We start from the raw sequence: 13527 nt of genomic DNA on the forward strand, positions 1-13527 counted from the left end.
AAGCAAAACGCCGGCCCGCCCCGCGAAGGGGTGGGCCGGCGTCGTGGTTTCGCGGAAGTATCAGCCGGCGAACGGCTTGGCGGAAACAATCTCCACCGGAATTTCCTTGCCGTTGGGGGCGACGTAGCTGATTTTGTCGCCTTCCTTGTGGCCCATGATCGCCACTCCGAGCGGGGACTTCTCACTGAAGACGTTGAGATCGGAATCGCCGGCGATTTCACGGGAACCGAGCAGGAAGGTCTCTTCGTCACCGGCGATGCGGGCGACGACCACCATGCCCTGCTCGACGATTCCGTCATCGGCCGGAGCTTCGCCCACCTGGGCGTCGCGCAGGAGCACGGTCAGCTGGCGGATGCGGGCCTCGATCTTGCCCTGCTCTTCCTTGGCGGCGTGGTATCCACCGTTTTCCTTGAGGTCGCCCTCCTGACGGGCGGCTTCGATCTTCTGTACGATCTCCGCACGGCCAGGGCCGGAAAGGTGGTCCAGCTCTGCCTTCAGACGGTCAAATGCGTCCTGGGTAAGCCAAGCTGCAGGCGCGCTGTTGGTGGTCGACACGGACTTCTCCTTATGGATCTGACAAGCAAAGACCCCGCCGGTGCAGGCCACTCGTGGAACTCAGCAACCAACTCAGCGGGGTTAAGGTATTGATCCAGTGTAGTCAATCCTGTGGACAAACCCAAGCTCACTGAGTCGCGGGTCACACCTTTGCTATTTGCTGCCGTCTACAATCCAGCAGTTGTCCACGACAGCCGACACGGCCTCGGACTCGGTGCGAAGGATGGTCCTCTGGGCGGTTGTCTGGCCGCCGTCGGCCCCTGCTTTGGGTGCGTTCGGGCCGATCTCGACGACTTTCCAGCCGACCACCGCGAACTTGGAGTCCAGGGCCTTGACCGCGCATTTTGCCGTGGCATCGGGATTCTTGGTGACCTGGAAATCGACCGACAGCTGGGTGGCGTCGGTGGCGCTGTAGCCGATGTCCTTGAACGACACGGACGACTGCGAGGAAGACGCGGTGACCCAGAACAAGAGCCCGATGGCCACGAGGAGGACGGCAATGACGATGTTCCGTTTGGTTTTCCCTCCGAAGGCGCGCTTTTGGCTGCCGTAGCGATTGGCTAGGCTGGTAGTTGCCGGCAGCGCCGTGCCCGATGGGTCTTCCGAAGTCACCCACCTAGTTTAGTGGGCTTTCGGCGCCTGCCCGCACACAGCGGAGTCGCACGCGTTAGAAATGCCTGATCAGTTGAAAGCCATCAGCAAGCCCAGAACCGCATTACCTGGAAAGAGGAACCGTACCGGATGAGCACATCCACCAGCCCCGACACCCAGCTCCGGCTGCTCACCGTCCACGCACATCCGGACGACGAGTCAAGCAAGGGCGCGGCAACCATGGCGATGTATGCGGCTTCCGGCGTGGAGGTCATGGTGGCTACGTGCACTGACGGTTCCCGCGGGGACATCCAGAACCCGGCCATGGAGTCCGCTCCGCACCCCAAGCGGGACATGGCAGGCGCGCGCCGTTTGGAAATGAAGCAAGCTGCCGCGGTCCTGGGAATCAAGCAGCGGTGGTTGGGTTTTGTGGATTCCGGACTGCCCGACGGCGATCCGTTGCCACCGTTGCCCGCCGGTTGCTTTGCGCTTCAGCCCCTTGAGCGGGCGGCGGCACCGCTGGTCCGCTTGGTCCGCGACTTCAAGCCGCACGTCATGGTGAGCTACGACGAAAACGGCGGCTACCCGCATCCGGACCACATCATGGCCCACAAGGTCGCCGTCGAAGCTTTCCACGCTGCCGGTGACCCGGAGCGCTACCCCGGGACAGGCGAAAGCTGGGCGCCGAGCAAGCTGTACTACGACCGGGCCTTCAGCCCCGACCGTTTCCGCGCCTTGCATTTCGCGCTCGAAGAGGCGGGCCTGCAATCGCCTTATGCCGAACGCCTGGCTTCCTGGCTTGAAGCCGATGCGGAAGGCCATACTCCGCCGAGACCGATGCACCAGACCACGACGCAAGTGGATTGCGGTGACTACTTCGAGGCCCGTGACGACGCGCTCAGGGCGCACCGGACGCAGATTGATCCCCTTGGATTCTTCTTCGCGGTATCCCCGGAGATGCAGCGCAGGGCCTGGCCGTGGGAGGACTACACGCTGGTCGACTCCCGTATCCCGGCAGAACTGCCGGAAAAGGACCTGTTCGCAGGGCTAAGATAGGATCGCCGGCGATTTCTATCAAGCGTAGAAGTCGCCACCGGCTGGAAACTCCCATAGAAGGTTTGAACCGTGCACCACTTTCTCATCGCCCTGGCCACGACCCCGTCGCCTACCCCGACCCCGTCGCTGCGCCCCGGCTTGTCGGAAGACCAGGTGACCCCGGGCACCTGGGGTTTCGTCCTGACTGCCTTCATCGTGGTGCTCACGACCTTCCTGATCGTTGACATGGTGCGCCGGATCCGGCGGGTACGCTACCGCGCCCAGGTTGAGGAAGCCCTCGTCGGCGAGACCGACGGCGCTGAGGCTGAGGCTGATGGTGCCGGGACTGGCGGTGTCGTCTCGGGCAAGCCGGGCGTTGAAGAGTCCGACGGCGATGCCGGCTCCGGAGCCCGCTGACCCGGGCACCACCCGGGAATGGCCGGGGGCGTACAACGCCCTCGGCTCGGAGCCGTCCGCCTATCTCCGCCAGCATGCGGACAATCCGGTGCACTGGCGGCCGTTCGGCGATGAGGCCTTTGCGTTCGCGGCGGCCCGCGATGTTCCCGTTTTTCTCTCTATCGGCTATGCCGCGTGCCACTGGTGCCACGTCATGGCCCACGAGTCCTTCGAAGACCAGGTCACCGCCGACTACCTGAACGCCCACTTCGTGGCCATCAAGGTGGACCGCGAAGAACGCCCCGACGTGGACTCGATCTACATGGCAGCCACCCAGGCCATCAGCGGCGAGGGCGGCTGGCCGATGTCCGTCTTCCTGACTCCCGACGGCTTGGCCTTCCATGCAGGCACTTATTTCCCGCCGACCCCACAGCCGGGAAGGCCGTCCTTCCGCCAGGTGCTTGAAGCGGTCCACGAGGCGTGGCTGGAACGCCGCGACGCCGTCGAGCAGAACGCGCGACGGCTCGCCGCCGGCATGGCCGACGCCCAGCTCGCCGCGGCGGTGTTCCTCGACCGGCCGTCAGAAAGCCTGGACAGAAGCCTGCTATCCGAAGCTGTGCGTCTCCTCGCCCGCTCGGAAGACCCCGACGGCGGTGGCTTCGGCGGCGCTCCCAAGTTCCCGCCGTCGGCCGTTCTTGAGTTCCTGATACGGCACGCTGCCGTGCCGTCGGATACCTCGGATGCCGCGCGCGACATGGCGGGCCGCACTCTAGCCGCCATGGCCCGTTCCGCATTGTGCGACCAGCTCGACGGCGGCTTCGCCCGGTACTCCGTGACCGCGGATTGGTCGGTGCCGCATTTCGAGAAGATGCTCTACGACAATGCCCAGCTCCTCCGGGTCTATGTCCACTGGGTCCGGCTCCAGGGTGATTGGGTCCTGCCGGCCGGCGAGGCCGCGAGTGTGGCGTCGCGGGTGGCGGACTGGATGCTGGATTCACTCGGCGTGGGCGATCCCGCAGTGCCGGACGGACTCGCTTCCTCGCTTGACGCCGATACCGTCGTTGACGGAGTGCATCACGAGGGAGCGTCCTACCTGTGGACTCCTGCGAGCCTCGAAGCCGTGCTTGGCCCGGGGGATGGCGCGGCTGTGGCCCGGCTGATGAACGTGGGTCCGTCCGGGACGGTCTCGGAGTTTGGATCTCCGCTCCATCCCGGGCGCCGGCTCTCCGGTGCGGAATCGCGGTTGTGGAACCGCGTCAGGCCCGCCTTGCGCGCCGCGCGTTCGGCCCGCCCCCAGCCGGCCCGGGACGACAAGGTCGTGGCGGGCTGGAACGGCCTGGCCATCGCAGCGCTTGCCGAAGCCGGCGCAGTTTTGGACAGGCCGGAGCTGGTGGCCGCGGCGGAAAGCGTGGCCGAGTACGTGATGCGCGTGCATTGGCGTCCGGCGGCCGGCCCCAATACATCCAGTGCCTCAAACGCCGGCACCTCACCGCCCGGGGCCGGGGTGCTGATCAGGGTCTCGCACGACGGCGTTGCGAGGGGGATCAGCGGCCTGCTGGAAGACTACGCGTTTTGTGCCGAAGGCTTCCTGGCTCTCTACGCCGTGACTGGCCAGCGGCGCTGGTACGTGTTCGCGGAGGAGCTGATCAGCGGAGCCTGCGCGCGCTTCGTGGTGGACGGCAGGTTGTCGGACTCCGTGGGGGAGTCGGCCCAGGTATTCAACGCGCAGGGCCAGCACGCGGGCCTGGACCCCTTCGACAATGCGGCGCCGAGCGGGGCGGCGGCCTTTGCCGGAGTGCTCCTGAGCTATGCGGCGTATTCCGGTTCGCACGAGCACCGAGCCATGGCAAGCAGCATCCTGTCGCTCCTGCCGCCGCTAGCCGGGCGGGCACCCAGGGTAGCGGGATGGCTGCTTGCGACCGCCCAGGCGGCCGTGGCTGGTCCCATAGAGGCCGCCGTATCCGGCCCTCCAGGCCGGAAGCAGCGGGAACTCCATCGTGCCCTGTTGGCTTCGCCGAGTCCCGGGCTGGTGGTGGCGGTCCAGCTCGGTATGGCTGGCGAAAAAGCCGACGACGACGGCGCGCCGCCCGGGTCCCGCGCCAAGGAACCGGAGGTGCCACTGCTTGAGTCCCGCACGGCTGCCGCGGACGGCTCGCCACAGGTGTATTTGTGCCGGGGGATGGTGTGTGACCTGCCGCTTGGCTCCGTTGAGGAACTCGTGCAGCGCCTTGACGCGATGACGGAGGCCGCAGGCTAGCCCAGGATCGCGAATTAACTGAGCACGGCAATCATGATTGCGGCGAAATGAGCAGCGAAGGCCAGTACCGTGAAGGCGTGGAAGAGCTCATGGAAGCCGAAGTTCAACGGACTGAAGTTGGGCCTCTTGATCCCGTAGAAAACGGCGCCAGCAACGTAGAGGGCCCCGCCCACACAGATCAGGATCGCGGCCGGAACGTTCCCCGCGAAGAACTCCGGCAAGTAGAACAACGCCCCGCAGCCCAGCGCGACGTAGATGGGCACGTAGAGCCAACGTGGAGCGCCGGTCCAGAGAACCCGGAACAGCACTCCCAGTAGTGCTCCGGACCAGATCACCCACAGCAGTAGCACGGCCTTGGGGCGCTCGAGCAGCGACCAGGCGAGGGGTGTGTAGCTGCCCGCGATCACCAACATGATGTTGGTGTGGTCCAGGCGCTTGAGGAGCATCCGGGTCTTCGGCTCCCAATTGCCGCGGTGGTAGACCGCGGACACGCCGAAGAGCAGTACACCCGTCAAAGCGTAGATGGCGGAGGCGATTTTGCGATCTGTCGTAGGCGCCAATGTCACCAGGACGATCCCTGCCGCGACGGCGAACGGTGCGGCCACAGCATGTATCCAGCCGCGCCACCTCGGCTTGATTGTGAGCAGCTCCGACATCGTTAAAGCGTAACCCGGCCCGGAATAAGTTACTGCAGGGTAACGAGTGTTGCGATCGTTTTCTGCTGCTCACGTGTGCCGACTGGCCAGTTCGGGAAGGTAGCCTTGGTGGTGCGCCTACGGCAGCAGTCCGGAGGCGACGATAGGTATTTGGCTGAAGGTCGGCTGCCAACCGGGCCTGCCGCCGTCGTTGTTTGCTTTGCTATTTCACATGCTGATCAAAGGAAGTCAGGTGAGTGTCCGGATGGAGTGGCCCGGTTTCCTCTACGGCTTCTACGAGCGCAAACTGCTCCGTTCCCTCGAGCAGGAGAAGATTCCCCGGCACATCGGCGTCATGGTGGATGGCAACCGGCGCTGGGCACGGCAATTCAATGCTCCAACCAGCGAAGGCCATCAAGCAGGCGCGGACAAGATCCACGAATTCCTCGGCTGGTGCCAGGAGCTTGGAGTCAAAGTCGTTACGCTGTACATGCTCTCGACGGACAACATGAACCGCTCCGGCGAAGAGCTCGAACTGCTCATGGGAATCATCGCCAACACCCTCGATCGCTTGGATGACGACGCCAATATCTCGGTCCACGCCATGGGTGCGCCCGAGCTCCTTCCGGACTATCTCGCTGAGCGGCTCAACAAGCTTACGGCCCGCACCCCGATCCGCGAACGGCTCCACGTGAATGTGGCCGTCGGCTACGGCGGACGTCGCGAAATCGTTGACGCCGTGCGGGAACTGCTGCACGACGCCGTCGCGCACGGCCGCGACATCACCGAGCTGGCCGATGAACTCTCAGTGGACGACATCTCTCGTTTCCTCTACACGCGCGGCCAGCCGGATCCCGATCTGGTGATCCGCACATCAGGTGAGCAGCGCTTGTCAGGTTTCCTCATGTGGCAAAGCGCCTACAGCGAGTTCTACTTTTGCGAGGCCCTCTGGCCCGCGTTCCGCAAGGTTGATTTCCTGCGTGCCCTGCGGGATTACGCAGGCCGCCAGCGTCGCTTCGGTTCCTGAGACGGTCAACTTCCCGGTGCGCACCCGTTTACGGGAAGTTCACATTTTGTCTACACGAATCGCCGTTTGAGCTAACCGGAAATGTAATCGCATGGGAATACGTTAATCCCATCAGTAGGCAAACCGCCTGCTGATCGGGGAGGCCAGTAGATGGAGCGAATCATCGCACCAGTTACGTGGGGGGCCGCGCCCGGCCTTCCGGCCGAGCCGCCTCACGAATAAGCCGGGTTCGCCCGGGGCTGGAGTCGATGTGGCTATTTCTGAGCAACTGCCCGTAGTCGTTTCCGACGGGGAAAGTTCAGCTACCTCTCGCACCAAGCGGGCCAACGATGGGCGGACTGCAAAGTCCGGAACCCCGACAGGCCGAAGCTATGTGATTGACACTTCCGTATTGCTTTCCGATCCGCACGCCCTGTTGCGCTTCGCGGAGCACGAAGTCATTGTCCCGATCGTGGTCATCACTGAATTGGAAGGCAAACGCCATGATCCCGAGTTGGGCTACTTCGCCCGCAAGGCGCTGAGGCTCCTGGATGACTTGCGCATCGAGCACGGTGGATTGAATCAACCCATCCCTATCGGATCCGACGGCGGTACGCTGCGTGTCGAGATGAACCATGTGTCCACCGAAGTGCTGCCGGCAGGATTCCGCGGCGCGGACAACGACAGCCGCATCCTGGCAGTCGCCAAGAACCTCGCCAACGAAGGCCACAACGTGACGGTCGTCTCCAAAGACCTCCCCATGCGCGTCAAAGCCTCCGCGATGGGGCTGTTCGCGGACGAATACCGCAATGAACTCGTCAAGGACTCCGGCTGGACCGGCATGGCAGAGATCGAAGCCAGCGAGGACGAAATCACCACCCTGTACGGGCACGAACCGGTTTTCATCCCGGCAGCGGCCGAGCTTCCCGTCAACACGGGCCTGGTGCTGCTCTCCAACCGGGGCTCCGCCCTGGGCCGCGTGGGCGCGGACAAGCAAGTGCGGCTGGTCAAGGGCGACCGCGATGTCTTCGGACTGCACGGCCGCTCAGCTGAGCAACGGCTTGCGATCGACCTGCTCATGGATCCCAGCGTCGGAATCGTCTCGATCGGCGGCCGGGCGGGCACTGGTAAGTCCGCCCTGGCCTTGTGTGCGGGACTCGAGGCAGTCCTGGAGCGCCGGGAACACCGCAAGGTGATTGTCTTCCGGCCCCTCTACGCCGTGGGTGGACAGGAACTCGGGTACCTTCCCGGTTCGGAGGCAGAGAAGATGAACCCCTGGGCGCAGGCGGTCTTCGACACTCTCGGTGCACTCGTCAGCCAGGAAGTCGTCGAAGAAGTCATGGACCGGGGCATGCTCGAAGTCATGCCGCTGACCCACATCCGTGGACGTTCGCTCCACGATGCGTTCGTGATCGTAGACGAGGCCCAGTCGCTCGAAAAGAACGTGCTCCTCACGGTCATGAGCCGCATCGGCCAGAACTCCAAGATCGTCCTGACCCACGACGTCGCCCAGCGCGACAACCTCCGCGTCGGCCGGCACGACGGCGTTGCCGCCGTCGTCGAGACCCTCAAGGGGCACCCGCTGTTCGGCCACATCACCCTGACCCGCTCCGAACGCTCGCCGATCGCGGCCCTCGTGACGGAACTGCTTGAAGGGGCGGAAATCTAAGGCTCGGCATCCGTTGTGCGGAGGGTCGTGGCCGGGTTCGCCTGGCCACGGCCCTCCGCGCGTCGTTCCTTGGGCATTCCTGGAGCCGGTTGACGCTCGCTCACGTATGTGGGGTTTTTCCCGGACGCTCGCTCACATATGTGGGGTTTTTCCCCGACGCTCGCTCAGATACCTAGAAACCAGGCTGTGGCCTCATGGCCTTCCACCTTTAGCCTCCAATCGGGCCGGATGAAGGAGCCCCTGGGGAGGCGAACGCGTTGGACTTCCACGACGTCGGTGCCCCATTGGTTGTGGTAGATGCCGTTGGGTTCATAGCCAAGGCTGGCGGAAACGCCCAAGGATTGCTTGTTCCAAATGGCAGCTTCGGAGGTCGCTACTTCTGCGTTCAGGTAGTCGAAGGCGTAGCTGAGGGCGGCCGTGCGCATCTCCTTGCCGAGGCCTTGTCCTTGAGCGCTTTATCGGGGAAGCCTAGCGGACACGCCGGGAAAGCCTGTCATCTGTCGACCCGGGTCTCCGGAATAGTGAGCGGGGGTTGGGCGGAAGGGGCATATAAGTGAGCGGGGGTTGGGCGGAAGGGGCGTATAAGTGAGCGGGGGTTGGGCGGAAGGGGCGTATAAGTGAGCGGGGGTCGGCCGGAAGGGGCATATAAGTGAGCGGGCGTTCCTGCGGGCCTGCCTTACGAACGGGGGCCGATGTCCCAGCTAATGTGCTTCCGGACGTCGGTGAGGTTCATCGATTCGGCGAGGAACAAATCGTCCAGCATGTATTCGTCCACGCCCAGAATCCGCATCCAATGCCCCTGACCTGCGGTATCGCCGTCGAGAGATTGGCTGGAAACACACACCCCCGTTCCCGAGTCCACGCGCAAGAGCGTGCGTCCGGGGAAGCAGAGCGGCGTCGCCGCATCAGACGCCACGTAGCTCGATCCGGGCGTCGCGATGGTTTCGAGGGCCGGGCGCCCTTCGTGATCCACTTCCCGGATGGGCCCGAACGACACCCGGTTGGACTCGGGAAACTCCATCGGCACGGGAGCGTTCCCGGCGAGCTCGACAGGATCGAGGGCTGCCGCGAGCCGACCGTTCCCGAACGACGGTTCGCCGTAGGCCGCTTCGGGGCGCCGGCGGACCAAGCCCGCGGAGTCGTAAACGGGGGTGACCAAGTGGGCCGGCAACAGCCACGACTTGCGCTTGGAACCGAGGTAAAGCCCGTCGCGGGAGTCGTTGATGCCCGTGGTGCTATGCAGCAACGCGCCATCGACGGTTTCGAGCCGAAGCGCTCCCGGCCGGCGCAGCCATGCACGCACTGTGGCATCCGCGTTGCCCGGCCGGTCCCGGTATTCGAACCTCAGGCTGGTCCATTTCCACGGGGAGGAACGGCAGAGGTTTCGGAAGGTGGAGGACATGTCGGCGTCGGAATTGCCTTGGATTTCTGCACTGTAACGCCCCATATCCACAGTCTAAGGGTGCGTGACCGGCGCAGCTTTGAGAAAACCGATAACATCCGAGGGTGATCCGAAGACTCGGCGAATTGTGGTGGACCAGTGTCCCGGCGTTCTGGCTGCTGCTCGCAGCTTGCGTGTACTTTGCGGTGATGGCTGCCCGCCTCACGGTGATCGACGTCCGTCACCACCTGCTGCCCAACCGGATCGTGTTCCCGTCCTATGCCATCGCCGGTGTATTGCTGCTCGGCGCAGCGGCAGCTGTCACCCTGTCCAGCGGAGCGGCAGCGAATCTTAGCGCCGGAGCGGCAGGGTCCGCGCCCGACGGCGGCGCCTCCTTCCTGGGGGTGCCCGCCTTGGGAATCGTGGCCGGGGGAGCAGTGCTTTGGGTGTTCTACTTCATCCTGCGGTTGGTCTACCCGCCCGGGATGGGCTTCGGCGACGTCAAATTGGCTGGTGTCCTCGGACTGTACCTTGGCTATCTGGGTTGGGCGCACGTTTTCGCAGGAACGTTTGCGGCGTTCCTCTTCGGCGGACTGTGGAGCCTTGGAGTCCTGGCCGCCCGGCGAGGAACCCTGAAATCATCCATACCATTCGGGCCGTTCATGCTGGCCGGTGCCGCCGCGGCGATGTTTGCCCTGCCGGCGTGAGGAGCCGTGAACAAGGCGGAGCGAGAGGCGGCCGTTTTGAGCAGCCTTGTCCGCTGTCATTCGGGCATCGCCGGTGGGATACTCGCCCTACTGGCGGATCCGATCCGGAAGGGGAGGCAGTGCTCTTGTTGATGATGGCTGTTTCAACGGAAGCGGGCTAGGCCGTGGCGATCCCGGAATTCATCCGGGAAATCCGCGAGAAGATCGGCAACGACCCGCTGTGGCTACCCGGCGTGCGGGGCGTAGTCCTGGATGACGAGAACCGGGTCCTGCTGTGCCAACGGGCCGACAACGGCCGGTGGACCTTGATCACCGGAATGCTGGAACCGGGGGAGCACCCGGCCCCCGGTTTGCTCCGCGAGATCTTCGAGGAGACTGCAGTTGTGGCCGAAACCGAGCGCATCCTCGCGGTGGGCGTGATCGGCCCGGTTACGTATCCCAACGGAGACGTGTGCGACTTCCTGGATATTGCCTTCAAATGCCGTTATGTCTCGGGGGAGGCCCGCGTCAACGACGACGAGTCAATCGCCGTCGGCTGGTTTGCCCTCGACGAGTTGCCTGAGATCAGCGCCGGTCACCGCGAAACCATCCGACTGGCGTTGGAGCCGGGCTCCGCCGTCGCGTATCAGCGCGATTGACGGGCCGCGAGGATCGCGCGGGCAGCAAAGAGGCACGCCGCGGCACCGCAAGCAATTGCGCCGACGAGGGTCCACCATTCGGCCTTGGCGGAGGCTATGGAGACGGCCAGAAGCCCGAAAAGGACCGCCCCTAATCCCCATCGAACGGCCGGGCTGATGTTCGCGGATTCTTCGGGCTCTGAACTCATGGGTTCCAGCCTAAGCCAAACGCCCGGCCCGGTGGACATGCCCGGCTTTGCATCCGGGCAGTGGGCATATTCCCCATATGTCCACTGGTCCGAGCGAAGGCCGGGCATGTCCTGGCGTTAGCGCCGGGCGAGCTCAAGGCGTTCCGCCTCCTCACCCCCGACTGCCTCGCCCCGGGCCACCATTCCGGCAGTGTCGGAGAGCGGGATCTGCTTGAGGGTAATCGCGAGCACGAGGGCGATGGCGATGAACGGGATCAGGTACCAGAACACGGGTGCCAGTGAATCGGCGTAGGCGTTGACAATGGCGTCCTTGACCTGAACCGGCAGTTGGGCCAGCGTCTGAGGATCAAGCTTGCTGGTGGACTGCGCAGCCTGTGCAGCAGAAGCCCCCGCGCCTGTGAATGCCTTGGTGAGGGACTCGGCCAGCCGCGTGGTAAAGATCGAGCCGAAAACGGCCACGCCCAACGAAGCCCCGACCTCGCGGAAGTAGTTATTGGTGCTCGTTGCCGTGCCGATCTGCCCGGCCGGAACCGCGTTCTGGACCACCAGGACGATGACCTGCATGATCAGGCCCAGGCCCGCGCCGAAGATGAAGAGCTGGATGCAGATGACCCAGATCGGAGTTGCCGCCGTGAGGGTGGTGAGCCACAACATGGCAACGATCGTGAGGCTCGCGCCGAGGATCGGGAACATCTTGTACTTGCCGGTCTTGGAGATGCGGATACCGGAGTAGATGGACGTACCCATGAGTCCAACCATCATCGGCAGCATGAGCAGGCCGGAGACGGCGGCCGAGGTGCCGGAAGACATCTGGAGGAACGTCGGCACGAAGGCGATGGCGGCGAACATGCCCAGGCCCAGGGTGAAGCCGATGGCCGTTGCGTTGATGAAGATCCGGTTCTTGAACAGGCTCAAGGGAATGATGGGATCTTCGGCTTTACGCTCCACAAGGACGAAGAGGAAGGCAGCAAGCACCATGCCGGCGCCGAAGGCCCAGGTGAGCGGGGAGTCCCAGCCCTGGTCCTTCTTGCCGCCGAAGTCGGTGAAGAAGATCAAGCAGGCCGTGGCAGCGGACAACAGCAGCACGCCCAGGATGTCGATGCGCTTTTCGGCCTTCTTGTTCGGCAGGGTGAGCGTGAACCAAGCGATCGTGAACGCCGCAATGCCGACGGGGATGTTGATGTAGAAGGCCCATTCCCACGTCAGGTGATCAACGAAGAAGCCGCCCAGGAGCGGACCGGCCACGGCGGAGAGGCCGAAGATGGCACCAAGGGGGCCCATGTACTTGCCGCGTTCCTTGGCAGGCACGATATCCGCGATGATGGCCTGCGACAGGATCATCAGCCCGCCGCCGCCCAGGCCCTGGATGGCGCGGAAGATCACGAAGCCCCAGAAGTCGGTGGCGAAGGCGCAACCGATGGAGGCTGCGGTGAACAAGCCGATGGCAATCAGGAAGAGGTTCCGCCGGCCCAGGATGTCACCGAACTTGCCGTAGATCGGCATGACGATGGTGGTGGCCAGCAAGTAGGCCGTGGTGATCCAGGCCTGGTTCTCCACGCCGCCGAGCTTGCCGACGATCGTGGGCATGGCCGTGGACACGATGGTCTGGTCCAGGCTGGAGAGCAGCATTCCGGCGATGAGCGCCGAGAAAATGATCCAGATCCTTCTCTGGGTCAAGAGCAGCGGTGCGGCCGCTTTGGTCTTGAGAGTGGTACTCACGGTTGGTCCTTCTGGGGTTCGGCGGGGTTGGTGTCCAGCGCTTGGGCGAAGAGCGTACGGGCTGCGTTGAGGTTCCGGTCCAGCAGTTCGCGGTAGGGCTCGGTGTTCTCTTCGGAAAAGAACTGTTTGCTCGTCTTCTTGGTGACCGCGCCGAAGACCGCGGCGGCCATGATGATCTCGGGGTGGTCCGTGGTGAGGCCTTCCCGGGCGGCGATGAGCTCGGCGAACTGGCGCTCGCGGACTTCGCCTTCGCGGGTCAACCGGCCCAGGAGCTGGGGCTCGGCCGTGACTGCCGCGATGAGCTGGCGGATCTCCGATGGGCTGACGGTGGACCGCTCGAGGACGGCCAGGGTGAAGCGGCGCAGTGCGGACAACAGCGAGTCGGAGATCGTGCCGATCCCACGGGCGGGGTTGCGGTGGAAGGCCTCCAGCGCCTCTTCGGGAAGCTCGTCGGAGAACGAGCCGATCACCGCGTCTTCTTTGGTGTGGAAGTAGTTGAAGAACGTCCGCCGAGAAATCCCGGCCTGTTCGCAGGCTTCCTCCACCGTGAAACCGTTGAGTCCGCGTTGGGCGGTCAGGGACCTTGCGATGGCGGAAATCGCCGCGCGGGTCTGAGCGCGCTTGCGCTCCCGGAGTCCGCCGTCAGTAATTGCACTATTTTCCACAAAGTAAAGTTTTGCACTTATTGTCAAAAAGTGCAATAAGCCTCCCCGTGAGCGGAAACGCCGACGGCGGCCGGCACCTTCCGTG

Annotated in this window: 15 protein-coding genes; 7 read left to right on the forward strand and 8 right to left on the reverse strand. The window is 64.2% G+C overall.

Features of this window, described 5'->3' with window-relative positions; translation table 11 throughout:
* Nucleotides 1-60 precede the first annotated feature (60 nt).
* Nucleotides 61-555, reverse strand: coding sequence for a transcription elongation factor GreA (gene greA / locus ABEA18_RS14585; RefSeq protein WP_236816230.1), 495 nt, complete (start codon nt 553-555; stop codon nt 61-63).
* 153 nt (nt 556-708) lie between these two features.
* Nucleotides 709-1167, reverse strand: a complete 459-nt coding sequence (locus ABEA18_RS14590) for a DUF4307 domain-containing protein (protein WP_345450159.1) — start codon at nt 1165-1167, stop codon at nt 709-711.
* 129 nt (nt 1168-1296) lie between these two features.
* Between ABEA18_RS14590 and mca the strand changes: the two genes are divergently transcribed.
* The 3 genes from mca (at nt 1297) to ABEA18_RS14605 (ending at nt 4834) form a co-directional block, all read left to right on the forward strand.
* Nucleotides 1297-2202, forward strand: a complete 906-nt coding sequence (gene mca / locus ABEA18_RS14595) for a mycothiol conjugate amidase Mca (protein ID WP_345450161.1) — start codon at nt 1297-1299, stop codon at nt 2200-2202.
* Between the two features lie 69 nt (nt 2203-2271).
* Nucleotides 2272-2598, forward strand: a complete 327-nt coding sequence (locus tag ABEA18_RS14600) for a hypothetical protein (protein WP_345450163.1) — start codon at nt 2272-2274, stop codon at nt 2596-2598.
* A complete protein-coding gene (locus tag ABEA18_RS14605) occupies nt 2576-4834 on the forward strand; it encodes a thioredoxin domain-containing protein (RefSeq protein ID WP_345450165.1) in 2259 nt (752 codons plus the stop codon). The genes ABEA18_RS14600 and ABEA18_RS14605 overlap by 23 nt, the downstream gene beginning before the upstream one ends.
* A gap of 14 nt (nt 4835-4848) precedes the next feature.
* Here ABEA18_RS14605 and trhA read toward each other — a convergent pair whose 3' ends face one another.
* A complete protein-coding gene (trhA, locus tag ABEA18_RS14610; RefSeq protein ID WP_345450167.1) occupies nt 4849-5490 on the reverse strand; it encodes a PAQR family membrane homeostasis protein TrhA in 642 nt (213 codons plus the stop codon).
* Nucleotides 5491-5734: 244 nt separating this feature from the next.
* Here trhA and ABEA18_RS14615 point away from each other — a divergent pair, with 244 nt between their 5' ends.
* Both ABEA18_RS14615 and phoH2 read left to right on the forward strand, forming a co-directional pair.
* Complete coding sequence (locus tag ABEA18_RS14615; RefSeq protein WP_345450243.1) at nt 5735-6496, forward strand: isoprenyl transferase; 762 nt, start codon at nt 5735-5737, stop codon at nt 6494-6496.
* A gap of 250 nt (nt 6497-6746) precedes the next feature.
* Nucleotides 6747-8144: an RNA 5'-3' helicase PhoH2 gene (gene phoH2 / locus ABEA18_RS14620; protein ID WP_236816243.1), complete on the forward strand. Its 1398-nt coding sequence runs from the start codon at nt 6747-6749 to the stop codon at nt 8142-8144.
* A 164-nt stretch (nt 8145-8308) separates the two neighbouring features.
* Here the strand turns inward: phoH2 and ABEA18_RS14625 are convergent, their stop codons facing one another.
* The gene (locus ABEA18_RS14625) at nt 8309-8569 is read right to left on the reverse strand and encodes a hypothetical protein (protein WP_345450170.1); all 261 of its coding nucleotides are present in this window, start codon (nt 8567-8569) and stop codon (nt 8309-8311) included.
* 251 nt (nt 8570-8820) lie between these two features.
* Nucleotides 8821-9591, reverse strand: a complete 771-nt coding sequence (locus tag ABEA18_RS14630; protein ID WP_345450172.1) for a hypothetical protein — start codon at nt 9589-9591, stop codon at nt 8821-8823.
* Nucleotides 9592-9650: 59 nt separating this feature from the next.
* Between ABEA18_RS14630 and ABEA18_RS14635 the strand changes: the two genes are divergently transcribed.
* Nucleotides 9651-10232 carry a prepilin peptidase gene (locus tag ABEA18_RS14635; RefSeq protein ID WP_345450174.1) on the forward strand — a complete coding sequence of 194 codons (582 nt, stop codon included), beginning with the start codon at nt 9651-9653 and terminating at the stop codon, nt 10230-10232.
* A gap of 164 nt (nt 10233-10396) precedes the next feature.
* On the forward strand, nt 10397-10870 hold the full coding sequence (locus ABEA18_RS14640; protein ID WP_345450176.1) for an NUDIX hydrolase: 474 nt from the start codon (nt 10397-10399) through the stop codon (nt 10868-10870).
* Here ABEA18_RS14640 and ABEA18_RS14645 read toward each other — a convergent pair.
* The 3 genes from ABEA18_RS14645 to ABEA18_RS14655 form a co-directional block, all read right to left on the reverse strand.
* Nucleotides 10858-11058 (reverse strand): hypothetical protein, encoded by a 201-nt coding sequence (locus ABEA18_RS14645; RefSeq protein WP_345450178.1) that lies wholly within the window; start codon nt 11056-11058, stop codon nt 10858-10860. The two genes, ABEA18_RS14640 and ABEA18_RS14645, sit on opposite strands and share 13 nt — an antisense overlap.
* Nucleotides 11059-11175: 117 nt before the next feature.
* Nucleotides 11176-12777 carry an MDR family MFS transporter gene (locus tag ABEA18_RS14650; RefSeq protein ID WP_345450180.1) on the reverse strand — a complete coding sequence of 534 codons (1602 nt, stop codon included), beginning with the start codon at nt 12775-12777 and terminating at the stop codon, nt 11176-11178.
* Nucleotides 12774-13442 (reverse strand): TetR/AcrR family transcriptional regulator, encoded by a 669-nt coding sequence (locus ABEA18_RS14655; RefSeq protein ID WP_345450182.1) that lies wholly within the window; start codon nt 13440-13442, stop codon nt 12774-12776. Before ABEA18_RS14655 ends, ABEA18_RS14650 begins: the two co-directional genes overlap by 4 nt.
* Between the last annotated feature and the right edge of the window lie 85 nt (nt 13443-13527).

Origin of the sequence: Arthrobacter gyeryongensis (assembly GCF_039543785.1) — a bacterium.
In the GTDB taxonomy this organism is placed as follows: domain Bacteria; phylum Actinomycetota; class Actinomycetes; order Actinomycetales; family Micrococcaceae; genus Arthrobacter; species Arthrobacter gyeryongensis.

Bases quoted from the DNA above. Each gene is read 5' to 3' on its own strand.
- mca (WP_345450161.1), top strand. From the start codon at position 1,297: ATGAGCACATCCACCAGCCCCGACACCCAGCTCCGGCTGCTCACCGTC.
- ABEA18_RS14605 (WP_345450165.1), top strand. From the start codon at position 2,576: ATGCCGGCTCCGGAGCCCGCTGACCCGGGCACCACCCGGGAATGGCCG.
- trhA (WP_345450167.1), bottom strand. From the start codon at position 5,490: ATGTCGGAGCTGCTCACAATCAAGCCGAGGTGGCGCGGCTGGATACAT.
- ABEA18_RS14615 (WP_345450243.1), top strand. From the start codon at position 5,735: ATGGAGTGGCCCGGTTTCCTCTACGGCTTCTACGAGCGCAAACTGCTC.
- ABEA18_RS14625 (WP_345450170.1), bottom strand. From the start codon at position 8,569: ATGCGCACGGCCGCCCTCAGCTACGCCTTCGACTACCTGAACGCAGAA.
- ABEA18_RS14630 (WP_345450172.1), bottom strand. From the start codon at position 9,591: ATGGGGCGTTACAGTGCAGAAATCCAAGGCAATTCCGACGCCGACATG.
- ABEA18_RS14645 (WP_345450178.1), bottom strand. From the start codon at position 11,058: ATGAGTTCAGAGCCCGAAGAATCCGCGAACATCAGCCCGGCCGTTCGA.